This window comes from Paraburkholderia lacunae, from assembly GCF_003353175.1.
In the GTDB taxonomy this organism is placed as follows: Bacteria; Pseudomonadota; Gammaproteobacteria; order Burkholderiales; family Burkholderiaceae; genus Paraburkholderia; species Paraburkholderia lacunae.
This window is the reverse complement of record NZ_QHKS01000041.1, coordinates 1-25,101: the sequence shown is the minus strand read 5'-3', so window position 1 is coordinate 25,101 and position 25,101 is coordinate 1. Positions and strand designations below refer to the sequence as shown.

Annotated in this window: 23 protein-coding genes; 13 read left to right on the top strand and 10 right to left on the bottom strand. The window is 64.0% G+C overall.

What is annotated here, in order from left to right:
* Positions 1-62: 62 nt before the first annotated feature.
* From DLM46_RS35275 to DLM46_RS35265, 3 genes are read right to left on the bottom strand one after another with little or no spacing between them, the layout of a single operon-like run.
* Positions 63-803 (bottom strand): PAS domain-containing protein, encoded by a 741-nt coding sequence (locus tag DLM46_RS35275; protein ID WP_115108904.1) that lies wholly within the window; start codon positions 801-803, stop codon positions 63-65.
* 16 nt (positions 804-819) lie between these two features.
* Positions 820-1,467 (bottom strand): response regulator, encoded by a 648-nt coding sequence (locus DLM46_RS35270; RefSeq protein ID WP_115108902.1) that lies wholly within the window; start codon positions 1,465-1,467, stop codon positions 820-822.
* Positions 1,439-2,575: a sensor histidine kinase gene (locus DLM46_RS35265; RefSeq protein WP_133300431.1), complete on the bottom strand. Its 1,137-nt coding sequence runs from the start codon at positions 2,573-2,575 to the stop codon at positions 1,439-1,441. Before DLM46_RS35265 ends, DLM46_RS35270 begins: the two co-directional genes overlap by 29 nt.
* 351 nt (positions 2,576-2,926) lie before the next feature.
* Between DLM46_RS35265 and DLM46_RS35260 the strand changes: the two genes are divergently transcribed.
* The 7 genes from DLM46_RS35260 to DLM46_RS35230 all read left to right on the top strand — a co-directional run bounded on the left by DLM46_RS35260 (position 2,927) and on the right by DLM46_RS35230 (position 11,337).
* Complete coding sequence (locus DLM46_RS35260; protein WP_115108898.1) at positions 2,927-3,496, top strand: dimethylamine monooxygenase subunit DmmA family protein; 570 nt, start codon at positions 2,927-2,929, stop codon at positions 3,494-3,496.
* Complete coding sequence (locus DLM46_RS35255; protein ID WP_115108895.1) at positions 3,493-4,428, top strand: PDR/VanB family oxidoreductase; 936 nt, start codon at positions 3,493-3,495, stop codon at positions 4,426-4,428. The genes DLM46_RS35260 and DLM46_RS35255 overlap by 4 nt, the downstream gene beginning before the upstream one ends.
* A gap of 10 nt (positions 4,429-4,438) precedes the next feature.
* A complete protein-coding gene (locus DLM46_RS35250; protein WP_115108894.1) occupies positions 4,439-5,503 on the top strand; it encodes a heme-dependent oxidative N-demethylase family protein in 1,065 nt (354 codons plus the stop codon).
* 5 nt (positions 5,504-5,508) lie between these two features.
* On the top strand, positions 5,509-6,639 hold the full coding sequence (locus DLM46_RS35245; protein WP_115108891.1) for an aminomethyl transferase family protein: 1,131 nt from the start codon (positions 5,509-5,511) through the stop codon (positions 6,637-6,639).
* Positions 6,640-6,705: 66 nt separating this feature from the next.
* The gene (gene purU / locus DLM46_RS35240) at positions 6,706-7,563 is read left to right on the top strand and encodes a formyltetrahydrofolate deformylase (RefSeq protein WP_115108889.1); all 858 of its coding nucleotides are present in this window, start codon (positions 6,706-6,708) and stop codon (positions 7,561-7,563) included.
* Positions 7,564-7,595: 32 nt separating this feature from the next.
* Positions 7,596-8,963 (top strand): NAD(P)-binding domain-containing protein, encoded by a 1,368-nt coding sequence (locus DLM46_RS35235; protein ID WP_115108887.1) that lies wholly within the window; start codon positions 7,596-7,598, stop codon positions 8,961-8,963.
* Between the two features lie 40 nt (positions 8,964-9,003).
* The gene (locus tag DLM46_RS35230; protein WP_244306493.1) at positions 9,004-11,337 is read left to right on the top strand and encodes a trimethylamine N-oxide demethylase; all 2,334 of its coding nucleotides are present in this window, start codon (positions 9,004-9,006) and stop codon (positions 11,335-11,337) included.
* Between the two features lie 73 nt (positions 11,338-11,410).
* On the opposite strand, the gene DLM46_RS35225 is transcribed toward DLM46_RS35230, so the two are convergent.
* The 6 genes from DLM46_RS35225 to glnT form a co-directional block, all read right to left on the bottom strand.
* Positions 11,411-13,177 (bottom strand): bifunctional protein-serine/threonine kinase/phosphatase, encoded by a 1,767-nt coding sequence (locus tag DLM46_RS35225; RefSeq protein ID WP_165848136.1) that lies wholly within the window; start codon positions 13,175-13,177, stop codon positions 11,411-11,413.
* 51 nt (positions 13,178-13,228) lie between these two features.
* On the bottom strand, positions 13,229-14,674 hold the full coding sequence (locus DLM46_RS35220) for an APC family permease (protein WP_115108883.1): 1,446 nt from the start codon (positions 14,672-14,674) through the stop codon (positions 13,229-13,231).
* Positions 14,675-14,754: 80 nt separating this feature from the next.
* Complete coding sequence (locus tag DLM46_RS35215; protein ID WP_115108880.1) at positions 14,755-16,116, bottom strand: FMN-binding glutamate synthase family protein; 1,362 nt, start codon at positions 16,114-16,116, stop codon at positions 14,755-14,757.
* 25 nt (positions 16,117-16,141) lie between these two features.
* On the bottom strand, positions 16,142-16,831 hold the full coding sequence (locus tag DLM46_RS35210) for a GltB/FmdC/FwdC-like GXGXG domain-containing protein (protein WP_115108878.1): 690 nt from the start codon (positions 16,829-16,831) through the stop codon (positions 16,142-16,144).
* Positions 16,819-17,727: a class II glutamine amidotransferase gene (locus tag DLM46_RS35205; RefSeq protein WP_115108876.1), complete on the bottom strand. Its 909-nt coding sequence runs from the start codon at positions 17,725-17,727 to the stop codon at positions 16,819-16,821. Before DLM46_RS35205 ends, DLM46_RS35210 begins: the two co-directional genes overlap by 13 nt.
* 11 nt (positions 17,728-17,738) lie before the next feature.
* Positions 17,739-19,127: a type III glutamate--ammonia ligase gene (gene glnT, locus DLM46_RS35200; protein WP_208866405.1), complete on the bottom strand. Its 1,389-nt coding sequence runs from the start codon at positions 19,125-19,127 to the stop codon at positions 17,739-17,741.
* 91 nt (positions 19,128-19,218) lie between these two features.
* On the opposite strand from glnT, the gene DLM46_RS35195 reads away from it, so the two are divergent.
* A complete protein-coding gene (locus DLM46_RS35195) occupies positions 19,219-19,821 on the top strand; it encodes a helix-turn-helix domain-containing protein (protein WP_115108874.1) in 603 nt (200 codons plus the stop codon).
* A gap of 352 nt (positions 19,822-20,173) precedes the next feature.
* Here DLM46_RS35195 and DLM46_RS35190 read toward each other — a convergent pair whose 3' ends face one another.
* Positions 20,174-21,139, bottom strand: coding sequence for a LysR family transcriptional regulator (locus DLM46_RS35190; RefSeq protein WP_115108946.1), 966 nt, complete (start codon positions 21,137-21,139; stop codon positions 20,174-20,176).
* Between the two features lie 186 nt (positions 21,140-21,325).
* Between DLM46_RS35190 and DLM46_RS35185 the strand changes: the two genes are divergently transcribed.
* From DLM46_RS35185 to DLM46_RS35165, 5 genes are all read left to right on the top strand, one after another.
* Positions 21,326-22,513, top strand: a complete 1,188-nt coding sequence (locus DLM46_RS35185) for an NAD(P)/FAD-dependent oxidoreductase (protein WP_115108871.1) — start codon at positions 21,326-21,328, stop codon at positions 22,511-22,513.
* 31 nt (positions 22,514-22,544) lie between these two features.
* Complete coding sequence (locus DLM46_RS35180; protein WP_115108944.1) at positions 22,545-23,318, top strand: electron transfer flavoprotein subunit beta/FixA family protein; 774 nt, start codon at positions 22,545-22,547, stop codon at positions 23,316-23,318.
* Positions 23,315-24,265, top strand: a complete 951-nt coding sequence (locus DLM46_RS41040) for an electron transfer flavoprotein subunit alpha/FixB family protein (RefSeq protein WP_115108869.1) — start codon at positions 23,315-23,317, stop codon at positions 24,263-24,265. The genes DLM46_RS35180 and DLM46_RS41040 overlap by 4 nt, the downstream gene beginning before the upstream one ends.
* Positions 24,262-24,936 (top strand): HutD/Ves family protein, encoded by a 675-nt coding sequence (locus DLM46_RS35170; RefSeq protein WP_115108867.1) that lies wholly within the window; start codon positions 24,262-24,264, stop codon positions 24,934-24,936. The genes DLM46_RS41040 and DLM46_RS35170 overlap by 4 nt, the downstream gene beginning before the upstream one ends.
* Positions 24,937-24,945: 9 nt before the next feature.
* Positions 24,946-25,101 (top strand): FAD-dependent oxidoreductase (locus DLM46_RS35165; RefSeq protein WP_115108942.1); only part of this gene is annotated, 156 nt, incomplete at its 3' end.

Below are 25,101 nucleotides of genomic sequence, written 5' to 3'. Positions count from 1 at the left end.
GTACCGTTTTCTGTCAACCGAACGCCGGTGTTGCGCGACTCTGCGCGCAACACCGGCGCTGTTCATCGCGCCGCGAAGATCGCGCCTTCGATACCCAGCACCTCGCTGCTGGCCGTATAGATACCGACGCCGCGCTCCCAGACGTTTCTCAGCACGCCGTTCGCCCCGCGAATGCGATAGCGCAGCTCGAACGGCCTGCGATCCGCCAGTGCTTCCTGCACGCCGCGCCAGACATAATCGACGTCTTCCGGCACGATCAACTGGCTGTAGCTATGTTCGTGACTATCGATAAACCAGGCGGCCGGATAGCCGGTCAACTCTTCGCAGCCGTCGCTGACGAATTCCATCGTCCAGGACGGATTGTTGCGGCCGCGATAGATCAGACCCGGCACGCCGTTCAGGAGACCCATCGCGCTGCGCAGCCTGGCTTCGATTGAAGTCTCCTGACGCTTTTGCGCCGTGGCGTCGAATGCGGAGATAAAGAAGGCGTCTTCGTGCCGGCGGCATGCCACCTCCAGCCAGCGCAGCTGGCCGTGCGGATGAACGAAGCGGATTCGCTCGCGCAGGCAGACTCCGCTTTCGTTGCACAACCGCTCCAGCACCGCGCGCCAGATCAGCCGATCTTCCGGATGCACGTACGCGGCTATCTCGACGCCCGCCGCGCTCGCTTCCATCAGTTCGGCCCACGCAGCGTTCGCCTGGCGAATGCAGCCCTCGGTATCCACTTGCAGCAGCGCGACCGGATAGGCATCGAGGCCCAACGCGCTGGTGGCCAATTCGCTTACAACAGCATTGTCTTGCATTCGTTTTACGCCTTCATCATTGCCGCGCCAGGGCATCGCGGTGAACCCACGCGGCCAGTTCAAGCCGGGAACGCAAATTCAGCTTGCGTAGCAGATTCTTGACATAGACCTTGACGGTGCCGTCGCTAATGCCCAACTGCCGGGCGATCTGCTTGTTGCTCATGCCCTCCGAGATGAGCGCCAAAGTCTGCGCTTCGCGCTCGGTCAGTTCGACCTGGCGAGTGCCTCTTTCGCCTTCGGGCACATCGTCGTCCTGCGCGAGAAGCGTGACCAGACAATCGTCGAGCACGATCACGCCCTGCACGCAGTTGCGGATGTATAAGCGCAAATCTTCGGGCTCGGTTTCCTTCAGCATATAGCCGTCGGCGCCGAGGCGCAGCGCGCTCAACAACTCGTTGCGATCGAGCGAGGCGGTCAGCACGACCTTGCGGCTCCCGATTTCGAGCTGGCCCAGTTCATCGAGCACATGCAAACCATCCAGTCCCGGCATGTGAAGATCGATCAGGATCAAGCCAGGCCTTAACTGCTCCGCGAGCGCAATGCCCTGCCGCCCGCTGGACGCTTCGCCGACCACCTGAAACTCCCCGGTCGAGTTGAAGTACTCGGCGAGGCCGCGTCGGAACAGCGGATGGTCGTCAATCAGAAGCAACGTCGTCGGAACCATCAAGGGACTCCCTTCTGGAAGCGTCTTTCGGGACAAGCAGGCGGACCCGCGTGCCGTTCGGCTGCGCATTCTCGATGGCGACGCGCGCGCCTATCGCACGCGCCCGCTCGCGCATGATCTCCAGCCCGTAGTGATTTTCGTCGGGCGAAGCAGGCCGCAAACCTACGCCGTCGTCGGTCACGGTCACACACAGGACGTCCGCGGGATCGTCCATCACTTCGATCCGCGCATGTCGCGCGTGGGCGTGGCGGACCACGTTCGACAACGCTTCGCGCACGATCTGCAATGCGTGCAGCGCGACATCCGGCGCGAGTTCGATGTCGGGCATGCGGTTGTCCAGCTCGAAAACCACGTTGCAGCGGCGCGAAAACTCATCGACGGAATCCGCCAGCGCCTGGCGCCACGAACGCCCTTCGAGCGTCAGGCGCGCGCCGGTGATCAACTGGCGAACGTCGCGTTGCAGCCGCGTCATCGTAGTGCGCAACTCGGCGATCAGGGGCTCCGCGACCTCAGGCTTGCGCGACTGCTGCTGCACCCGGCTAACGAGAAACGACATAAAGCCAAGCTGCTGCGCAACCGAATCGTGAAGCTCCCGGATCAGCACCTGCGCGCCGCTGTCGGCAGTGTTCGCTTCCTCCTGATGTTCCTCACGCTCCTGCTGGATCAAGCCGATCGCGGCGCCTAGCGCCTGCACCGCATGGCCGGCTTCGGCCGCCAACAGCTGACTCGCGGGTGATGCCAGTTCGAGCAGAAGTGCGGTGCCGCCGGACCTTGAAACCAGCCGCATGCGGCCGTCGCGCGAGCATGCCGGACACAGCCGGGTCGACGCTTCGGCATGCGACGTCTTCAACGCGCAGTCGCGAGGCTCGTCGCATGAGAGAACCACGCCGGACGCTCCCGCTAGCCACGTTTCGCCCGCGATCGTCAGCGTCGCGCGGCTGCCGGGAAGGTCCGCTTCGAGCCAGCCGAGAAACCGCTGCAACGGCTGCGTGGATCTTTGACCGCCCGCGATCTCGGCAAAGACCCGCAACAGCGCATCCCGGAAACGCAGCGAAAGATCGACGCTGTCGATCTCACCAGCCGCTTGCGAGGATGTGTGTCGCCGCATCGGGGTCCGGCTCAACGCCATGCAGGGCATCCCATGACAAAAGCCACTTTAAAGGCAAGAACCGTGCCGTTGTCCGCACCATCCCGGCACTACTCCTTTAGGCGTACCTCGTTGTCAGGATTGAACGAGGTTTCCCTTTAAGAAACTATTTTGCTTGTGGGGAACGCAGCTTTTTCGGGTCATTGATCCGTCGGACCTGCACTGCCCCGCACTGACCCGCACTTCGCCACGCACTCGAATGGAGCAGACGCCCTGTTTTAGTTCAGAGACCAATGCACACGTTTGAGGCGAAACAGGGTCCACGTGCCCCGCCCACATCGACAGAACCGGCAACTCAACATGACATCGGACATGGCATCGACGCACGACAGAATACCTGGCTCTCCTCCGAGCCTGCCGCGTTATCAGCCGCTGCGGCTACGTGAGGAGGCGCGGCGGCACATTGTGGTCGTTCAGGCCGGCGCACTTGCGAAGATCGCCGCTTTCATCGCGACGCTGCCGGCCGAGCGCGACCAGAGCACCTTGCTCGTGCAAGGCGATCTGTGCGCAACGGCTCGCGCTGCCTCGTTCTTCCCGGCGCGCGACGCGCTCGAGCGCCACCTTCTCGCGATCCTGGATCGCGCGGCCATCGGCTTGCGGCTCTACGTATGCGGCGACGAAGCGTTCATCTGGTACATCCGGCGTCTCGCCTGCGACGCGGGACTGCTTCCAGAGGAAATCAGCGCGGAGCTCGATGGCGCACCGCGCACCGTTTACTGCGTGCATTGCAGCGTATCGCACGTGTACGACGCACTGCCCGAAGTCGAATGCGCCAGCTGCGGCATCAACCTGGGCGTGCGCCAGCATTTCTCGCGGCGGGTCGGCGCGTATCTCGGCGTGTGCGCCGATCCGGATCGTCCTTACCAGGAGCCACGCGCATGAACACGATCGAGGTTCGAGTCGAAGCGACGCGGCTGCTGACACCCGTGGTGCGCGAGTTCACGCTGAGCGCCGTGCGCGGCCGGTTGCCGAAATTCTCTTCAGGCAGTCATATCCAGGTGCGCTTGCCACTGGACGAACGCCCATTGCGCAACGCCTATTCGCTGCTCGGCGATCCGGCAGACTCGTCCAGCTATCGCATCGCCGTGCGCAAGCAGGATGATTCGCGCGGCGGCTCGGTGTTCATGCATGAGCGGATCCGTGAAGGGTCGGCGTTGAAAATCACGCCGCCGGCCAATCTGTTTGCGCTGCATTCCGGCGCGCGCGCTCACATCCTGATCGCGGGCGGCATCGGCATCACGCCGTTTGTCTCGCATGTCGCCGCGCTGGAGCGCGACGCCGCCGATTTCGAATTGCACTACGCCTACCGGCAAGGGCTCACCGACGCGTATCGCACCGAGTTGAGCAAGCGCCTGGGCAACCGTTTTCATGGTTACGACGGCGAGCGAGCGCGCCTCGATATCGAACGGGTGCTGCGTGGCCGGCCGTTGGGGACGCATGTCTATGTGTGCGGTCCGCAAGCGCTTCTGGACGCGGTGCGCGACACCGCCCGCGCGCTCGGCTGGCCTGCCGGCCGCGTGCACTGGGAAGCGTTCGCCGCGCCGCAGCCGGGCACGCCGTTCATCGTGACACTCATGCGCAGCGGCTCGAGGCTCGACGTGGCGGCCGACCAGAGCCTGCTGGAAGCGCTCGAAGCGAGCGGACTCGAGATTCCGAACCTGTGCCGCGGCGGGGTCTGCGGTCAGTGCGCGACCCGTCACGTTGCCGGTGAAGTCGACCACCGCGATCTGTTCCTGCACGAAGCCGAGCGCGCCACGCATCTGATGCCGTGTGTCTCGCGTGCCCACAGCAGCTCTCTTTTCCTTGACCTCTGAGGACCGCGCCATGAGCGTCATTCTGAAACCCGCCGAAAGCTACCGTGAGGCGTTTTCGTTTCGCAACAGCGAAGCCGCCATTGCGCGCTTCCCTTTTCCGTTTCCCGAAGACGGCTACCGGTATTCGGTGAATCTCGAACCGGCCACGCCGCGCGATCCGGGCTCGGTCTTCGAGCACTGGTTCGATATCGACGAGCACTATCGCTCCGAAGTCGCCGAGCGCGCCATCGTGCTGCAAAACGATCCGCGCCGCTGCCTGGTGATGCCGCACATGCAGAAAGCGTCGTGGGACGCGCTGGAAATGATCATGGAGCATCTCGCCCAGGATTATCCCGAGCTGTTTTCGCTCAGGCGCAAGGGCGATCAGTGGATATGGCGCAATCGCGCGCTCGGCATCGAGCAGGCGTTCCGTTTCGGCGATGCGCAGACGCTGCCGTGCGAGCCGCTCGAATACGTCATGCGGCAAACACAAGGCGATATCGCGCTGCTCGATCAACGCGACGGCGACCTCTTCATGGATGCCGGCGTCGTCACCGGACCTGCGGACTGGTCGCTCGCATTCGATGCGGGGATGAGTTTCAGGCAATGGCATTCGCCGGTGCCGATGGCGCACGAGATGGGCATCTTCGATCGCGCGCTGAAGTATCTGCTGAACATTCAGGTGGACCGTCCGGTTCGGCGTCTGAACTGGACGCTCACGATCAATCCGCGCCTCGACACCGCGCCTGAGAACTACCACCTGTGGGGTGCGGAACGCGGCCAGGTGAGCCCGGAAAACGTCGCGCAATGCGTGCATCTACGCGTCGAACTGCAATTCATGGCGCGGCTGCCGCAGAGCAACGCGCTGATGTTCAGCATCCGCACGTATCTCGCCAGCATGGCCGAGCTCGTCACACATCCTGGGTGGGCGCGCCGTCTGCATCGGGTGCTGCGCGACCTGCCCGGGCCGATTGCCGACTACAAAGGCATGACGCGTTACCGGACGACGCTCGTCGACTGGTTGAGCCAGTTCGACGACGGCGTCCAGCACGCCGCGGAAGTGCCGCACCCACAGACACCCTCACCTCTGGAGTAACAGACATGGCTAATTCATGGCGTATTTCCGCGCTCGCCGATCGACATCGCGCATTGGGCTCGAACCTGGAAGACTGGAACGGCATGGGCACCGCATGGACCTATTCCGGCGACCTCGCCGACCAGCACGAAGCGATTCGCACCAAGGCCGGCTTAATGGACGTATCCGGCCTGAAGAAGGTGCACTACGTCGGCCCGCACGCGGAAAGCCTGCTCAACTGGGCGACCACGCGCGAGCTCAGCAAGCTCTACCCGGGCAAGTCGGTGTACGCCACCATGCTCAACGAAGACGGCAAGTTTATCGACGACTGCATCGTCTACCGGACCGGGCCGAACGCATTCATGGTCGTGCACGGCTCGGGCACCGGTTATGAACGCCTCGTGCGCTCAGCGCAAGGCCGCCAGGTGGCGGTGCTGTTCGACGACGATCTGCATGATCTGTCTTTGCAGGGTCCCGCCGCCGTGGACTTTCTCGCGGAACACGTACCGGGCATTCGAGACCTGCCGTATTTCCATCATCTGCAAACACGGCTCTTCGGCAAACCGGTAACGATCTCGCGCACCGGCTACACCGGCGAGCGCGGCTACGAAATCTTCTGCAAGGCCGCGGACGCTCCCTTCATCTGGGACACCGTCCTCGACAAGGGCGCGACGTTCGGCATCATCCCGTGCGCGTTCACCGCGCTCGACTGGCTGCGCGTCGAAAGCTATCTGCTGTTTTTCCCCTACGACAACTCCGAGATGTATCCGTTCGCGAACGAAAAGGCGGGCGACACGCTGTGGGAACTCGGGCTCGATTTCACCGTATCGCCGGGGAAAACCGAGTTCTGCGGCGCGGGCGAACACTTTCGTCTGCAAGGCAAGGAGCGCTTCAGGATCTTCGGCGTGCTGGTGGACTCCACCGAAGCGGCCAGCGGCGGCGACGCCTTGTGGAACGACGGCAAGCAGGTCGGCGTCGTCACCTGCGGCATGGTCTCGCGGTTGAGCGGCCGCTCGATGGCGATCGCCCGCCTCGACGTGGACTACGCACGCGCCGGCGCGCCGCTCGAAGTGCGCGGCCGCATCAAGGCCCGCGCCAACGCTGCCGAGCTGCCGTTCGACGATCCGGAAAAGAAGAAGCGCACCGCGATCGGCTAATCCCCGGGCGGCCCGCTACGTCTCTTACGCCTCTTACGTCTGTCACGTCATTCCAGGAGTGTCGCAGTGACCCAGAACTACATACTGACGATCAGTTGCCCGGCCACCTCGGGCATCGTCGCGGCCGTCTCGTCCTACCTCGCGCAATCGGGCTGCTATATCAGCGAGCTGGCGCAATTCGACGACGAATCCAACGGCACGTTCTTCATGCGCGCGGTGTTCCGCTTCAACGAAGCGAAGGCCGGCAGCATCGACAAGTTGCGCCACGACTTCGGCAGCATCGCGAACGACTTCGCGATGCAATGGAAGCTCCACAGCGCCGCGCAGCCGATGAAGGTGCTGCTGATGGTCAGCAAGTTCGATCATTGCCTCGCCGACCTGCTGTACCGGCATCACAAAGGCCAGTTGCACATGCAGATCACCGCGATCGTCTCCAACCATCTGGACCTGCGGCCGATGGCGGAGCGCGAAGGCATCCGCTTCGTCTATCTGCCGGTGGCGCCGGAAACCAAGAACCTGCAGGAAGCCGAGTTGCTGAAGATCGTCGCCGAGACCGAGACGGAACTCGTGGTGCTCGCGCGCTACATGCAGATCCTCTCCAACAACCTCTGCAAGCAGCTCGCCGGCCGGGCCATCAACATCCATCACTCGTTTCTGCCGGGCTTCAAAGGCGCGAAACCGTATCACCAGGCATTCGAACGCGGCGTCAAGCTTATCGGCGCCACCGCGCACTACGTCACGTCGGATCTCGACGAAGGACCGATCATCGAACAGGAAGTGCAACGCGTCGATCACGTGCTGCAGCCCGAGGGTCTCGTGGCGATCGGACGCGATACGGAGACGGTGGCGCTGTCGCGCGCGGTGAAATTCCACACCGAACATCGCGTCTTCCTCAACCGCGACCGCACCGTGATCTTCCGATGAACCAGGCCCCACTATCGAGTGAGTCAAAAACCATGAAAAAGCGCGTCGCAATCATCGGTTCAGGTCCGTCCGGAATGGCGCAATTGCGCGCTTTCCAGTCCGCGAGAGAAAAAGGCGCGGAGATTCCCGAGATCGTCTGCTTCGAGAAGCAGCAAGACTGGGGCGGTATGTGGAACTACACATGGCGCACCGGCACCGACGAAAACGGCGAGCCGGTGCACGGCAGCATGTATCGCTACCTGTGGTCCAACGGGCCGAAGGAATGTCTGGAGTTCGCGGACTACACCTTCGAGGAGCATTTCGGCAAACCGATCGCCTCGTATCCGCCGCGCGAGGTGCTGTGGGACTACATTCGCGGACGCGTCGAGAAAGCCGGCGTGCGGCCTTATATCCGCTTCAATACGGTTGTCCGTCAGGTAATCTTCGACGCGGCAAGCCAAAAATTCACCGTCGCCGCACAAGACTTTTCCACCGGCACGACCGCGTCGGAGGAGTTCGACTACGTCGTCAACGCGTGCGGCCACTTCTCGACGCCGAACGCGCCGACCTTTCCCGGCTTCGAGAGCTTTGGCGGCCGCATCCTGCATGCGCACGATTTCCGCGACGCGCTGGAGTTCAAGGACAAGGATGTGCTGCTGATCGGCAGCAGCTATTCGGCGGAAGACATCGGCTCCCAGTGCTACAAGTACGGCGCGAAGAGCATCACGAGTTGCTATCGCACTGCGCCGATGGGCTATCACTGGCCCGGCAACTGGGAAGAGAAACCGCTCCTGCAGCGCGTGCGCGGCAACATCGCCTACTTCGCAGACGACACGCACAAGCGCATCGACGCCATCATCCTGTGCACCGGGTATCAGCATCACTTTCCGTTCCTGCCGGACGAACTGCGCCTGAAGACCGGCAACCGGCTGTGGCCTTTGAACCTCTACCAGGGCATTTTCTGGGAAGACAATCCCGGCCTGATCTACCTCGGCATGCAGGACCTGTGGTACTCGTTCAACATGTTCGACGCTCAGGCCTGGTATGCGCGCGATGTGATTCTCGGCCGCATCGCGCTGCCGCCCAAAGCGGACATGACCGCGCACAGCCTCGCCTGGCGCGCGAAGGAAGAGAAGCTCGTCACCCATCAGGAGATGTTCGAGTTTCAGGGCAGCTACATCCAGGCGCTGCTCGACGCGACCGACTACCCGCGCTTCGACATCGAAGGCGTGAACCGCACGTTCCTCGAATGGAAACACGACAAGCATCACGACATCATGGGCTATCGCAACAAGTCCTATCGCTCGCTGATGACCGGCACGCAATCGCCGCCCCATCACACGCCGTGGCTGTCGGCACTCGACGACTCGATGCAGGCGTATCTGGGCGAACCCGTCGGGGCGCTGAAAACCGCCGGCTAAGCGCCGCGAACCAGGGAAGAACATGCTGATACGCACCCCCATGAGCTCGCGTCCCGCGGAGCCTGCGCTGTTTGCGCGCGCGCCCGGACGCGAACGATATCGCGTGGCGGGCGGCGGCCTCACGGCGGTCGCGCTCTCTTTCGGCGATACCTTGCGGATCGTCGATATCGAAGGCCGGCAGCGCTGCGAACTCATGGCGTTCGACGCGCAAGGCAAAGCCGCGCTGGCCGCGCTCGACCTGCAAGCGTCGGCAGACGCATCGTTCATTGCGAGTCTTTTGCATAACGGCCCGTCTTCGCCCGTGCTGACCGGTCTGCTCAAGCGTGGCGTCGATGCGGGCGCACGGCAGCCTGCGGCGGCCATCTGGAGCGGCGATACGCCGGCGGGTTTGACCCGCGAACTCGTGGCCGCCGAAGCACTGCTCGTCATCGTCGCCGCGCCGGGCATCGCGAGCGCAATCGATTCGCAGAATCCGCCCACCGACTTGCGTCTCACGATCGATCGCGCGAATCCCGCGCTGCTCGCCGCGCCGCCGCTTCCCGCTCCGCTGGCCGACGCGTTGAACGACTTCACGATCCGGCCCGGCACGGCCACCGCGTACACGGTGCGCGCGGGCGAATACATTCAGGTGCTGGACGTCGCGGGCCGGCAATGTTCGGATTTCGTCGCCTTCGATCTCGCCGCGCTGGATCGAAACGAAGAACTCGACCTCGACCAGACCGTGACGAGAACGCTGAACGGCAATGCGTATCCCGCACCCGGCCTGTTCTCGAAGTTCTTCAATCGACGCATGCAGCCCATGCTCGAAGTCGTGCGCGACACGGTGGGCCGTCACGATTCGTTCGCTTTGGCATGCGCTGCGCGCTATTACGAGAGTCAGGGCTACTTCGGCCACAGCAATTGCAGCGACAACATGAGCCGCGCCCTCGCCGCCTTCGGCGTGGCGCCGCGCCCCGGCTGGCCCGCGATCAATTTCTTCTTCAACACCGGCATCAATGCCCATCAGCAGATGACGCTCGATGAACCGTGGTCGCGCCCCGGCGACTACGTGCTGATGCGCGCGCTAACCGATCTCGTCTGCGTGAGCTCGTCCTGCCCCGACGACATCGATCCCGCGAACGGCTGGAATCCGACCGATATCCAGATCCGCGTCTATCCGAACAAGGAACGTTTCTCCATTGCCATGGCTACCCGAACCACGCCCGATGCCGAACCGGTCCTGACCCGCGAGTCGGGTTTTCACGCGAGGACCGCTGCGCTCACCCGCCATTTCACCGACTACCGCGGCTGGTGGCTGCCTACGCAATACGAAGGTTTCGGCACCGTCGAAGAATATTTCGGCTGCCGGGAGCGCGTCGCCATGATGGATCTGTCGGCGCTGCGCAAGTTCGAGATCATCGGCCCCGACGCGGAAGCCCTGTTGCAATACTGCCTGACGCGCGACGTCCGGCGCCTCGCGGTCGGCCAGGTCGTGTATTCGGCGATGTGCTATCCGCACGGCGGCATGCTCGACGACGGCACGCTGTTGCGCCTCGGCCCGGACAATTTCCGCTGGATTTGCGGCGAAGACTACGCCGGTGTCTGGCTGCGCGAGCAGGCGGCGGCGCTCGGCATGAAGGTGTGGATCAAATCGGCCGCGGATCAGATTCACAATCTGTCGATTCAGGGACCGCTGAGCCGCGAACTGTTGAAGCAGATCGTGTGGACGCCCCCCACCCAGACGGCACTCGACCACCTCGGCTGGTTCCGCTTTCTGGTCGGCCGGCTCGACAATGGCGAAGGCTGTCCGCTCATGGTTTCGCGCACCGGCTATACCGGCGAGCTCGGCTACGAAGTCTGGTGTCATCCGCAGGACGCCGAACGCGTGTGGGACCGTCTGTGGTCGGCTGGGCAACCGCTAGGGATGGTCCCGCTCGGACTGAACGCGCTCGACATGCTGCGCGTCGAAGCGGGTCTGATCTTCGCCGGCTATGAGTTCACCGACCAAACCGATCCGTTCGAGGCCGGTATCGGTTTTTCGGCGCCGCTAAAGAGCAAAGCCGACGATTTCATAGGCCGCGCAGCACTGCTTGCCCGCAGTGCGCATCCGCGGCACAAGCTGGTCGGGCTGGAACTCGACGGCAATGAGCCGGCGCATCACGGAGACTGCGTGCATGGGCAACACAACGCGCGCGCGCAGATCGGCGTGGTCACGAGCGGCGTGCGCTCGCCGATACTCGGCAAGAACATTGCGCTGTGCCGGATCGATATCGCCCATGCCGAAGCGGGCACGCACGTGCAGATCGGCAAGATCGACGGACATCAGAAACGTATCGATGCGCGGGTCGTGGCGCCGATCTTCTACGATCCGGATAAGAGCCGCGTGCGTGCCTGAACGGCAGCAGCGCGGGCAATGGCTCACGGCTTGCGCCGCCTGACGCGGCGCTGTGCCGCGCCACCCACCCCGCTCAATGCCGCATCAACGACCACAACAGCAGCGCCAGCAACAGCACCACGACCGACTGCCAGAACAGCACCGGATCGCTCTCGAGCAAGGGCTTGCGCCGAGCCGGCGCCAGCGCGTCCCGATCGCTCGAAAAACGTTCGAGATCGGCGCAGACTTCGAGCACGTCCTGATACCTGCGCGCCGGATCGGGCTGCAAGGCTTTCTCCAGCACCAGGTCGAGCCATTGCGGCGCGTCAGGCCGGTAGTGATAGAGCGGCACGCGGCCATTGAAGCCGTAGGGCAGCCTGCCGCCGCTGAACAGCCGGTACAGGGTCACGCCATACGCGAACACCTCGGAGCGGGCATCGCCCAATGCGCCCTTCATCAACTCAGGCGCCATATAAGCGGGCGAGCCCGGTGCGACGTCGGGGCCCGGCACCTGCATGCCCGGCATATAACCGAAACCGAGATCGAGCAGGCGCGTGTCATCGCCCCGCATCACCAGCACGTTCTCGGGTTTGATATCGCGATGGAAGATATTGCGGCGATTCAGCGCGTCGATCGAACGGCCCAGCTGCCGCGCGATCTTGAGCGCACGCGGCAGCGCGATGGGCTGCGGCGCCGCCAGCAGTTTTTCGAGCGTGACGCCTGCGCCGAGCGGCATCACCACATAGAGCCGGGTTTGCCGGTCGGCATCGACCGGCAGCGGCGCGAGCACGCCATCGTCGCCGATCTTGCCGGCCAGCCACCGTTCGCGCACGATCGACTGGCGCACGTTCTCGTCCTGCTCGACACGCGGCTTGGGAAACTTGAGCGCGAGCGGCGTGTTTGGATCGGCCAGATCGTAGCCGGCGAAAATCCGCGAATAAAAGCCATCGCTCAACACGCTCTTGAGCAGATAGCCATCGACCACATGGCCGGCGTCGGGCACGGCCGGAATCGGCAAGGCGCCGACCACCCGCTCCAGGTAACCGACATCGAGCAAAGGCAGGCTGCCCACATCGACCACCACGCTCGTCACGTCGTCCTGCGAGCCGCGCGCCACCGCCAGCGCGTCGAGCCGGCGTGCCGTGTCGAGCGCACTGCTGCGCGCCGCCAGCACCGTCTGCAGCTCGCGCATCGGCACGCGGCGATAGAGCCCGTCGGAGCACATCAGCAGACGGTCGCCTTCGCGCAGCTCGAGGGTTTCGATGCGGGTCACCAGCGTCGGATGCATGCCGACCGCGTGCGCCACATAAGAACCGAAGGCGACCGGCATCACGTCGTCGTCGCCGAGCTGGGTCAGTTGGCCATCGCGCAGCAGATAGAGCCGCACGTCGCCGGCCGCCACCAGATACGCGGTAGCGCGGCGCACGATCAGCGCCGCAAAGGACGCGGCCATCTGCTTCAGTGCGGGATCGACGCGGCCGATCTGATGCAGCCAGCCGTGAATGGCCTCGAGCGCGCGCGCAGCGGCCACGCCGGGCTGCAAGGTGTCGGGGAGCCCGTAATAGGCATCGATAAAGGTCCGCACCGAGAGTTCGGCCGCGACCCGTCCGCCCTTGCTGCCGCTCACGCCATCGGCGAGAGCGATCACACTGCCGGAGGCCGCGCGCGCCGCCAGATCGCCGAGCATCACGCCGACGTAGTCTTCGTTGATGTGGTCCTGCCCGCGGGCGCGGGCAGGACAAGAGAGACAGCCGATCTCGAGGGCGGCGCACTCGCCGCGCTCCGGCCGCAACTGCAGGTCGATTTCCTGGCCGCCCATGCCGCGACGGCTGGCAGGCCTTCTCTCTGGATCGTCTGGCATCCGGCCCGTGTTCGGTGCGGGCAAACTATCCGGGGAGAAGGGTCCACTCATTTACTTTTTGCCATGGGTCATCACGTCGCTTGTTTCCAGATCGTGCTCGATCTTTTCGAGCACCTGCGGCGAGCGCTTCTTGAGCATCATCAACCAGACTGCGCCAACCAGCATATACGCAACGAACAGATAGGGCAGGATGTTATACGGATAATCGGGCACCGGATACACGCTGCCGATCACTGCGCCGACCATCGCCAGCGCGCCGAGCACGCCCCATACCACGTTGATCGACTTGAGCTCGCCCTGCTTCTTCAGATAAACCGGTGCCGCGATTGCGACCAGGAAATACACGACCAGGAAGCCGAAGGTCGCGAACGTGCTCGTATAGCCGAAGGTGTTGAGCGGACCCGTGCCGAGCATCGCAATGCACACCACGAAGGTCACGATCGAGGAAAACGCAACGGCCAGGTACGGCGTCTGATGCGTGCGATGCACCATACCCATCGAGCGGTGCACGAACTGGTAGCGCCCCATCGAATACAGCAGGCGACTGGCCGAGTTGATGGACGCCAGCACGCACGAGAACGCGCTGACCGAGGCGATCAGATAAAACACCGGGCCGAGCGGCGAGGCGCCGACGCTCGTGAGCAAGGTGCTGAGCACGGCCGAATCGCCGCCGAGCTTGGCTCCATCGTCGTGATACGCGATCATCATCGAATAGGCCACGAACATAAAGAACAGGCCCGACAGGATCACGCTCCAGATCACCGCACGCGGAATCACGCGCAGCGGGTTCCTGGTTTCCTGGCCGAGCGAGGCCGCGCTTTCGAAACCCACGTACGAGAAGATGCCGAGCACCATGCCCTGCGCCATGCCCTTGCCGCTCACGCCCTGCAGCCCCAGCTGCGCATGGTCGACGATATGGTCCGGATGCAGTGCGAGCACATAGATCAGCACGCCGCCCACGATCACCACCGAAGCGGCTTCGATCGCCAGCGACAGGCGCGAGGAGAGTTTCACGTCACGTGCCGAGAAGAACCAGGCCAGGCCGACAAAGATCGTGTAGACCGCCCACGACGGGATATTGATGCCCCAGGCCGAAAAAGCGTTCTGCACGAACATCACGCCTGCGGCGCCCACCCCCATCGCAGTACCCACGTAAGCCGCAATCAGGCCCCAGCCGGCAATGCCGCCCGCCATCGGCCCGAGCGCGCGGGAGATATAGATAAAGAAAGAACCCGCCGACGCGATCCGGCTCGAGAGCGCGATGATGCTCATGCTCACCAGCAACAGCCCGAGCGTCGAAAGACCATAGATCAACCAGGTACCCGCGCCGGCCAGCGCCGCGATCGCGGTCACGTTGATCGACGGCGTGAAGGTCGGAGAAAGGTTCGCGATAGATTGGCCGATCACCTCGGCAAAACCTAAAGTACCGGCACGCAGGCCGCCGGCTGATGCCGGCGAGGCTGGCGCCGCTTGCGTGGTGCTTTGCGGAGTGCTCATGTGGGGCTCCTGATAGATGGGTGAGTCAAAGTTGAATGCGCTCAACTTTTCCATAGTCAAAAATCGCGAAACAAATTAATTCATCCAGTCCATCCGGGAATCCACGAAGTCCCCGCGAGCGGCACGCGCGCCATCGCCGCGGCTTCCACGGTCAGGGCGACGAGATCCTCGGGCTCCAGGTGATGCACGTTCTGCTTGCCGCACGCACGCGCGATCGTCGTCAGTTCCATGTTCAGCGTCTTCAGATAGTTGCGCACACGGCGCGAACCTTCGTCGGGCTGGACGCGCTGTTCGAGCACCGCGTCCTGCGTGGTCACGCCGACCGGGCACTTGCCCGTGTGGCAGTGGTGGCAGAATCCCGCCGACGTGTTCAGCGCCGCGTAGTCCGCCGCCGCCGAATGCAGCGCGCCATTCTGGAAATACGTATCGCTGTTGCAGCCGAGCGCCATCAGCATGCCCTGCCCGATCGCCACCGCGTCCGCGCCGAGCGCCAATGCCTTCGCCACGTCGGCGCCGGTGCGGATGCCGCCCGAGACGATCAGCTGCACCTGGCCTTTCATGTTCAGGTCTTCGAGCGCGTCCACCGCCTGGCGAACCGCGGCCAGCGTCGGAATGCCGACGTTTTCGATGAAGCAGGTCTGCGTCGCCGCCGTGCCGCCCTGCATCCCGTCGATCACGACCACGTCCGCGCCCGCATGGACCGCGAGCTTGACGTCGTTGAACGTGCGGGTCGCGCCGACCTTCACGTAGATCGGTTTTTCCCAATCGGTGATTTCGCGCAGCTCCTGAATCTTGATCGCGAGGTCATCCGGGCCGGTCCAGTCCGGATGACGGCTCGCCGAACGCTGATCGACGCCGGCCGGCAAGGTGCGCATCGAGGCGACGCGCGGATTGACCTTCTGCCCGAGCAACATGCCGCCGCCGCCCGGTTTCGCGCCCTGGCCGATCACGATTTCGATCGCGTCGGCGCGGCGCACGTCGTCCGGGTTGAAGCCGTAGCGCGACGGCAGGCACTGATAGACCAGCGTCTTCGACGAGCGGCGTTCTTCCTGCGTCATGCCGCCATCGCCGGTGGTGGTCGAGGTGCCCAGCGCGGTCGCGGCCTGGCCGAGCGCTTCCTTCACGTTCGCGGACAGCGCGCCGAAGCTCATGCCGGCAATCGTGATCGGAATGTCGAGCACCACCGGTTTCGTGGCGAAACGCGTGCCGAGCACCGTCTGCGTCGCGCATTTCTCGCGATACCCTTCGAGCGGATAGCGCGACAGCGAGGCGCCGAGAAACAGCAGATCGTCGAAATGCGGCACGCGGCGCTTCGCGCCCAGACCGCGAATTTCGTAGAGGCCGCGCTGCGCGGCGGAGTGGATATAGTCGATCGTCTTGCGGTCGTAGCCTTGCGACTCTTCCTGCTGCAAGCGGGCGAAGTGAACGGGTTTGGCTTCCATGGGGACCTTCTTCGAGAGCGTGTGTTCAATATTCCTGGTTCGCGTCGGCGTTCCAGTGATAGAGCGTGCGAGCGGAGGCGATCCGTTTGAACGACGCCGGGTCGTGGTCCATGCCGGCGGCGCTGAGCAGTGCGCGTACGGCGTCGAGATCGGCCTGGGTCATCGGTTCGTATTGCGCGTCCGCGCCGAGCGACTTCACTGCGCCGCGCACATACAGCACCGCTTCGTAAAGCGAGTCGCCGAGCGCGTCACCCGCATCGCCGCAAATCACCATGCGCCCGGCCTGAGCCATGAACGCGGAAAAGCTGCCGACCGAACCGCCCACCACGATATCGCCGCCCTTGAGCGAAATACCGCAGCGCAGGCCCGCATCGCCGTCGATCACCAGCAGGCCGCCATGCGCCGAAGCGCCCGCGCCGTTCGACGCGAAACCCTTCACATGCACCTTGCCGCTCATCATGTTTTCCGCGACGCCGGTGCCCGCGCTGCCGTCGATCTCGATCGTCGCGTGTTTGTTCATGCCGCCCGCGTAATAGCCGGCGTGACCGGCGATCGTCACCCGCACCGGCGCATCCACGCCGACCGCGAGGTTATGCGCGCCGTTCGGCGCGACGACCGTCACCGCCTGGCCTTCCAGTTCGCTCGCCGGCTTGTGCAGGAACTGGTTCAGCTCACGGACCGTCGTACGCTCCAGATCGAAAGTCAGGCTTTCCATACATACATCTCCTCAGGTGCGGGTTCGAAGACCCTGGCGTTCTTGATATCGGGCAGATGCGCGAGCGAACGGAACTCGGAGGCAATCGCGACGTAGTCGTCGTTTTCCGCGACCACCGCCGGCTTGCACGCGAACGGATCGCGAATCAGCGCGAGCTCGGTCGACGTGCCCATCAGGAAGGTGTAGAAGCCGTCGAGTTCTTCGAAACCCTTCTGCAACGCGACCGGCAAGGTGTCGCCTTCGCGCAGCCGCCATTCGAGAAAGCGGCAGGCGGCTTCGGTGTCGTTGTCGGTATCGAAGTGAATGCCTTGCGGTTCGAGCTTGCGGCGCACGCCATGCGCGTTCGAGAGCGAACCGTTGTGAACCAGGCAGAAGTCGTCGCCGGCGGTGAACGGATGGGCGCGGTCGGGCGTCACCGCCGATTCCGTCGCCATGCGTGTGTGGCCGACCAGATGCGAGCCCTTCAGGTTCGCAAAGTCATAACGCCCGGCGACTTGCGACGGCGAGCCGATATCCTTGTACAGATCGATCGAGCGCCCGCTCGAGAGCAGGTACAGCTTCGGATAGCGTTCGCGCAGCCACGTCTTCACGCGCTCGACATTGCCTTGAACGGTCAGCACCGCGTGATTGCCTTTCGAGTCGATGCGTGCGGTCACGTCCATCGCCGCGTTCAACGCTTCCAGCAACGTGGGCCACGCGAAATCCGCGCCTTCTTCGGTGAAGCCCGCGTAGATGCTCAGCTTGCGCTGGCTCGCATCGACCGGTTTGCCGAACACCGCGAGGCCCGCCGAGTCCGGTCCGCGCTCGGTCATGCCGATCAGCATCGGCACCATCAGTTCGCCGAGCCGCTCGCGCAGTGCCGGCGTCTTCACCAGCAAGCCTACAATTCCGCACATTGTGGTTCTCCTTAGAAAAATTCGAGGTAGGTCTTCAGTTCCCAGTCCGACACGTGGCGCATGTATTCGAGCCACTCCATCCGTTTGAGCTTGAGGAATTCGTCGGCAACCGGGCCGAGCGCGTCGCAGACCACACGGTCGCTTTCGAGTGCGTCGAGCGCCTGTTCGAGGTTTTGCGGCAGCACGCCGATGCCGTGTTCCGACAGCCGCGCGGGCGACCACTCGTACAGGTTTTCGTTAGCCGGTTCGCCCGGCGACATGCCGCGGTCGATGCCGTCGAGTCCCGCCGCGATCACGGCCGCCGTCGCGAGATAGGGATTGCATGCGCCGTCGGGCAGGCGCAGTTCGATCCGCTCGCCAGGCATGCGCACCATCGTCGAACGGTTGTTGTCGCCATAGCTGATGTAGGCCGGCGCCCACGTTGCGCCCGTCAGCGAGCGGCCGACCACGAGGCGCTTGTACGAGTTCACCGTCGGATTGCACAGCGCCGTCAGCGCCGGTGCGTGCGCGAGCAGGCCGGCCGTGAACTGGTAGCCGAGCGACGAAAGCCCCATGCCGAGCTTGTCGGCGGGATCGGCGAACAGGTTGCGCTCGCCGTCGCCGATCGACATATGCATATGCATGCCGTTGCCCGGACGGTTCGCGAACGGCTTCGGCATGAACGAGCAGATCATGCCGAGTTCATTGGCGATCTCGGAGGCCGCCATCTTGAAGAACACGTAGTGATCGCATGAGGTCAGGCAATCGGTGTACGTGTAGTTGATTTCGAACTGCCCGTTGGCGTCTTCGTGATCGATCTGATAGACGTCGATGCCGACCGCGCGCATCGATTCGGTGAGCTTTTCCAGGAAGACGCGCGTGCGCGAGAGGCCCTTGTAGTCGTAGCACGGCTTGGCGAGCGTATCGCTCGGATCGCACGGCTCCAGCGTGCCGGACGCCGAACGGCGCAGCAGCGAGAATTCCGGCTCAAGACCTGTGAAGAGCGTCCAGTTGCGCTCGGTCATCCGCGCAACCTGCTTCTTCAGCGTCACACGCGAATCGTATTGCCACGCCTCGCCATTCACGTGACCGTCGCAGACGATCCGTGCCAGACCCGGCTGCCACGGCACCGGCGTGAGCGTCGCCAGCTCGCCGACGGCCATGTAGTCGGGACCGTTCGGCTCGATACCGACACCCCAGATCGCAAACCCCGCGAAACCGGCGCCCGCTTTCAACACGCTCTTCAGATGACTGACCGGCACCGATTTCGCCTTGGCCACGCCATGAATATCGACAAACTGCGCCAGCACGTACTTCACGCCCTGCTGCGTCAGATAAGCTTGCGCCTCTTCCGCCGAGCCGAAGCGGGGCACGCATCCGAGTTCGTTGACCGGCAGCTTGCTCGCATCGTTCAGGTTCATCGCCACTCCTTGCAACAACATTGTTAGTGAAACTCTCCGCGCGCGACCCGGCGCTGCGATCTGCTACGCTTTCCTTTTCCATGAGGCCTACATGCAAACCGGTGAAGACAACAAAACGCCGCTCGAACGCTACCTCGGCATTACCATCCGCGAGCTACGCCAGCGCCACGGTCTGACGATCGCCCAGGTCTCCGCGCAGGCCGGCATCAGCCGCGGCATGCTCTCGAAGATCGAGAACGCGCAGACCTCCGCAGGCCTCGACGTGCTCAACCGCATCGCCCAGGCGCTCGGTGTGTCGCTCTCCGCGCTGTTCCGCAATTTCGACGTACCGCAAGGCGGTGCACAGCTCGTCAAAAAAGGCGCCGGCATGGAGGTGGTCCGCAAAGGCACCAAACGCGGTCACACCTATCACCTGCTCGCTTACGACCAGGGTCCGCGCAAGCTCTTCGAACCCTTCCTGATCACGATGGAGGACGAAGCCGAACGCTTCCCTGTGTTCGAGCATCCGGGCACCGAATTCATCCACATGCTCAAGGGCGTGATCGAATACCGCCACGGACAGCAAACCTACATCCTCCATCCCGGCGACACCCTCACCTTCCAGGGCGAGATACCGCACGGTCCTGAACGTCTGATCAAGACGCCCATTCAATTCCTGTCGATCTTTGTGTACCCGCAATCGGGCGCCGACTGATCAGTCGCTGCGTCCGTCCACGACCGGCAGGTAAAACAATGCAACGTTTGTGCCATGTTTAACTGCGTGAATCAAAAATTCCCGCCAATAAACGCTTTATGCGCAATGAGGCTTCGTCGGCATTTGGGCTGAAGCGCTCGCTGGCTTGACTGCGGTGCACATCTTCGTCGCGAGTGGTGCGACTTTGCACAAGAACGAGGTGTGCGGTTAAACAGTGTCAGAAGCAATGCTTATACAAACGGCGTGATAGCGCCCGAAACGCGTGCAGCGATACCTCTGCCCTGCTTCGCAAGACCGGCTGTAGCTGCGCGGCGCGCGCGTCGACGGCGACTTGCGATCCATCTCCCTCGGGTCAGCGCAACGCGTCTTCCGGCAGATCGGGCAGCGCGCGCGCCAGCGACGGCTGGATCGCGTTGTCCAGCACGCCGCGCGTGAGCATGACGATATCGCCGGCGAACTGATCCCATTCGCCCTGGCGGTGCAGCAGAAAGAAATCGCGCCGCCCGAGGCCGCTCGGCGGCAGCGGCATCACCGCGATATCGTCCAGATACTGACGGGCCTGCCACAAACACAAGGGCGTCGAAATCGCGAAACCCACGCGCGCCGCCACCAGACTCAGCAGCGGATCGGTCGCGTCGAACTCGTAACGCCGCGGACTGTTGATGCCCAGGTGCCGCGCGAAACGCTCGATCTGCTGGCCGATCACCGAGCGCGCCGTGTAGCGGATCAACGGCATTTCCAGCGCGAGCGTGCGCCAGTCGACCTGGCGGCGTCCGCTCAGATGGCTGCGCGCAACCACCACCACGAACGCTTCGGAAAACAGCGGCACCTCGACGATCCGCGCGTCGTTCAGCGTGGTCTGCGTGCAGATCGCTATATCCAGTTCGCGGTCGTGCAACTGCTTGCTCAGGCCCGGCGTCAGGCCGGACCACATCGAAATCTGCCGCTCCGAATTCGACACCGCGCGAATCAGTTCCGGGCCGACCGTCGCCGCGAACGAATCGACACAACCCAGCCGCACCGGCATCTTGCCCGTATGCGAGGCATCGCCGATGCGGGCGCTGACCATCTGCGCATGCTCCATCAACGGGCCCGCCAGTTCGAGCAGCGCGCGCCCCGCCACGTTCGGCCTCGGCGGGCGGCTCTCCCGGTCGAACAGCGTCAGGCCCTGGTCGCGCTCCAACGCCGCGATCGACTGACTGACCGCGCTCTGGCTCACGCCCAACTGCTTCGCCGCGCCCGTCATCGAGCCGCTGTCGCACACGGCGACGAAAGCCTGCAGCGCGCGCAGATCGATCGGGGTCGGGGTTCGTCTCATGGCATGCTCCGCTCGCGTGGGTGACTTGCCGGTCATACCGTGAGGCACGAAAGCATGGTGCCGAGGTTTGCACGACCGGTGTTCAGGATGAGAAATTGCATTGGGTCGCCATAAGTTTGCCTAATACAAAATTAACGCGGCCGGTGTTTTCCTAGAATTCGCCTCATTGCCCACACAGAGGTCCACATGAGCCACTACGATTTCATCGTGATCGGCGCTGGCGTCATCGGCGCGTCGGTTGCCCATCATCTCGCCGCACAAGGCGCGCAGAGCGTGCTGGTCATCGAGCAGGGCACGATCGGCGCGGGCACCACCTCGCAATCGTCCGGCCTGCTGCGCACGCATTATTCGGTACGCCAGAATGTGGAGCTCGCGCGCTCGTCGTGGTGGGCGTTCAATAACTTCGCCGAATACGTCGGCGACGACGAAGCGTCCTGCGGCCTCGTCAAATGCGGCTATCTGATCTGCTCGCCCGAGGGCGACAAGCTGGAGCCGCTGCGCGCTTCGCTCGCCGCGCAGCAGGACATGGGCATCGAAGTGCAGTTGCTCGATAAGGGCGAGGCGCACGAGCGCCTGCCGATCGCCAGTTTCGACGACGCCGCGCTGATCGGCTTCGAACCGGAAGCGGGTTTTGCCGACGCCTATCTGGTCGCCACCGGCTTTGCCCGTTCGGCGCGCCGGCGCGGCGTCAAGATCATGGAAGGCGTCACGGTAACCGGCCTCATCCGCGAAGGACGCCGGATCACCGGCGTTCAGACGAGTGCCGGCAACTTCGGTTGCGGCACCCTCATCAGCACCCAGAACATCTGGACGCCTGAACTCGCTGACTGGATCGGCGTGCCGCTGCCGGTCAAGCCGGAGCGTCACACGGTGCTCGCACTCGACTGCGAGGGCGCCGCGTACTCGTTCAAGATGCCGGCGTTCAAGGACCTGGGCTCGGCCGGCATGCTCTATTACCGCAGCTACGGCGGCAGCCAGATGCTCGTGTCCGAGGGCGTGGTCGGCGAAACGCTGAACTCGCCGGAAACGGAACAGGGCGAGATCTCGCTCGACTATGTCGCCGAAGTCGGCGCCCAGGTCGCCGAACGCTTCCCCGCTTATGAAGCCGCGGGGCTCGCTTCGTCGTGGACCGGCGTCTACGACGTGACGCCTGACTGGAACCCGGTGTTGGGCAAGGTCGCCGATATCGAGGGACTCGTGGTCGGCTTCGGCTTCTCGGGGCACGGCTTCAAGCTCTCGCCGGGCATCGGCAGGATTCTCGCCCAGCATGCGCTCGGTCAGCCCACCGACGTTTCGCTCGCACCCTATGCGCTCGACCGGTTCGCCAGCGGCGCGCTGCTGGTGGGCAAATACGGCTCCGGCGCGGTTTCCTGATTTCCGCTCGAGGGATGCTCCCGTCATGACAATCAACATTCTGGTTCCGGTCAAGCGCGTGGTGGACGCCAACGTGCGCGTGCGGGTCGCCGCAAACGGCGCAATCGACACCACCGGCCTCAAGATGTCGCTCAATCCGTTCGACGAGTGCGCGGTCGAAAAGGCCTTGCAACTCAGGGAAGCCGGCGCCGCATCGAAAGTGACGGTGATCACCTGCGGCACGCAAGCCAGCCAGGACGTCTTGCGCACCGCGCTGGCAATGGGCGCGGACGATGCCGTGCTGATCGATACGGCAACGGCGACTTCCACGCTCGATTCGCTGGCGGTGGCGCGTTTGCTGAACGCTCACATGGCGAGTCGCGAATACGGCCTCGTGCTGTGCGGCAAGCAGGCGATCGACGGCGACATCGGCGGTGTCGCCGCCATGCTCGCCGCCCTGCTCGACTGGCCACAGGCGTTGAACGCCGGCGCACTCTCAGCGCAGGGCACAGGCTGGTCCGTCTCGTGCGGCGACGACACCGGCACGGCGACGTGGCTGCTCGACGGTCCGGCTGTCATCAGCGCCGATCTGCGTCTCGCCGACCCGCGCCGCGTGACCTTGCCGAGCATCGTCAAGGCGAAGCAGAAGCCGCTCGCGATCGTCGACGCCGCCACGCTGGCAATCGACCTGACGCCCCGCAGCCACATCGTCAAACTCAGCGATCCGCCGGTTCGCCAGCCCGGCATCAAGGTCGCCGACAGCGCCGCGCTCATTGCAGCGCTCACGCAGCGGCACGTGTTCGATCAGGCAGGAGTGCCAACATGAGAAGCCTTGTCGTAGCCGAAAGCGAAAACGGCCGCGTGGCCGACGCGACGCTTCGCGTCATCACCGCGGTCAGGCAACGCGGCCTGCCGGTCGACGTATTCGTGCCGGATGCCGCGTTGGCAGCCACAGTCGAAAAGATCGCCGGGGTAGAACGCGTCCTGACGATGGCAGGCGCTGCAAACGAGTACGTCGTACCTGAAACGCTCGCCGCGCAGTTGCACGCGGTGCACGCGTTGCACGGACCGTATTCGCTGATCGCCGCGAGTCATCGGACGCTCGGCCGCAGCGCCCTGCCACGCGCTGCGGCGCTGGCGGGCGGCGCGTTCATTCCGGATGTGATCGCTGTAGAAGGTGAAGGCTCGTATGTCCGCAGCCTCTACGCGGGAAGCGTCGTCGCCAACGTGAGTACGGCGAGCGCCGTGACGTTCGCGACGATTCGAGCCTCGTCGTTCGCGCCCGCTGCCGACAGCGGCGGCAACGGCCTGCGCGCGACGCTCGAACCGATCGCTGGCTTCAACAGGACGCGGCTCGTCGAACGCCAGGCCTCGGCACAGACTGGCCGCGAGTTGCCCGACGCGCGGATCGTCGTCGCGGGCGGGCGCGGTCTTGCGTCGAAGGAGAATATGGAGCGGCTCGGGGAATTGGCGGAAAAGATCGGCGCGGCGCTCGGTGCATCGCGTGCCGCGGTGGATGCCGGCTATGCGCCGAATACCGCGCAGGTCGGGCAAACCGGCAAGATGGTCGCGCCCGAGGTCTACCTTGCGTTCGGCATCTCCGGCGCGATTCAGCATCTAGCCGGCATGAAGGACTCGAAGATCATCGTCGCGATCAATAAAGATCCGGATGCGCCGATTTTTTCTGTCGCGGACATCGGGCTCGTGGGCGATCTGTTCGAGGTGATGGGCGAGATCGAAGCGCATGTCGGCGCGGGAGGCGCGGGCCGATGACACTTCATCTGTCGGGCGAGTCGAGCTCGTCGGGCTCATCGACTTCATCGGACCACGGCAAGGCCTCGCCGCATCCGGTCACGGGAGCGCAGCCCGCCGTGCGTTTTTTCAATTGCGCCAGTCTCGCGCCGGAACCGTGGGCGAACGGCGGCGGCGTCACACGGACCATCGCGCGCGGGCCCGAGGATCACGCAGGCGTGCATTGGCGCGTCAGCCTTGCCACGCTCAGCGGCGGGGCCAGGTTTTCGCAGTTTCCCGGCTTCGACCGCACGCTGGTATTGCTCGACGACGGTGCCGTCGATCTGCATTCGCAGGACGGCCAGTTGACTGCACGCACGGGGCAACCGGTGCAGTTTTCCGGCGATCTGCACGTGTGGGTGACCTTGGCCGCCAAACCGGTCCATGTGCTCAACGTCATGACGCGGCGCGACGCATGCCGCGCGAGCGTCGGCGTCCATACGCATTCGTTGCGCGTGACGCCCGCGGCCAATCAGCTGTTGTTGTCCGTCGATGATCAATGGACGCTCTCCAGTTCGTTGCTTCGCAACGTCTCGCTCGCGCCGATGAATGGAATATGGCTCGAAGAGCGGCACGAAGCGCTGGACCTCAGTCCGCTCGGACCGGAGGCGAGACTGCTGTCGATTGCGATCGAACCGTTGGCGGACCGCTGAGAAGAACCGATGGCAAACGATACTTTGATCGAGCAGTACGGTCCGCGCGAGTCGATGGAATACGACGTGGTGATCGTCGGCGGCGGCCCTGCGGGTCTTGCCGCGGCTATCAGGCTCAAGCAGCGCGCGACGGAACAAGGCGTCGAGCTTGGCGTCTGCATACTG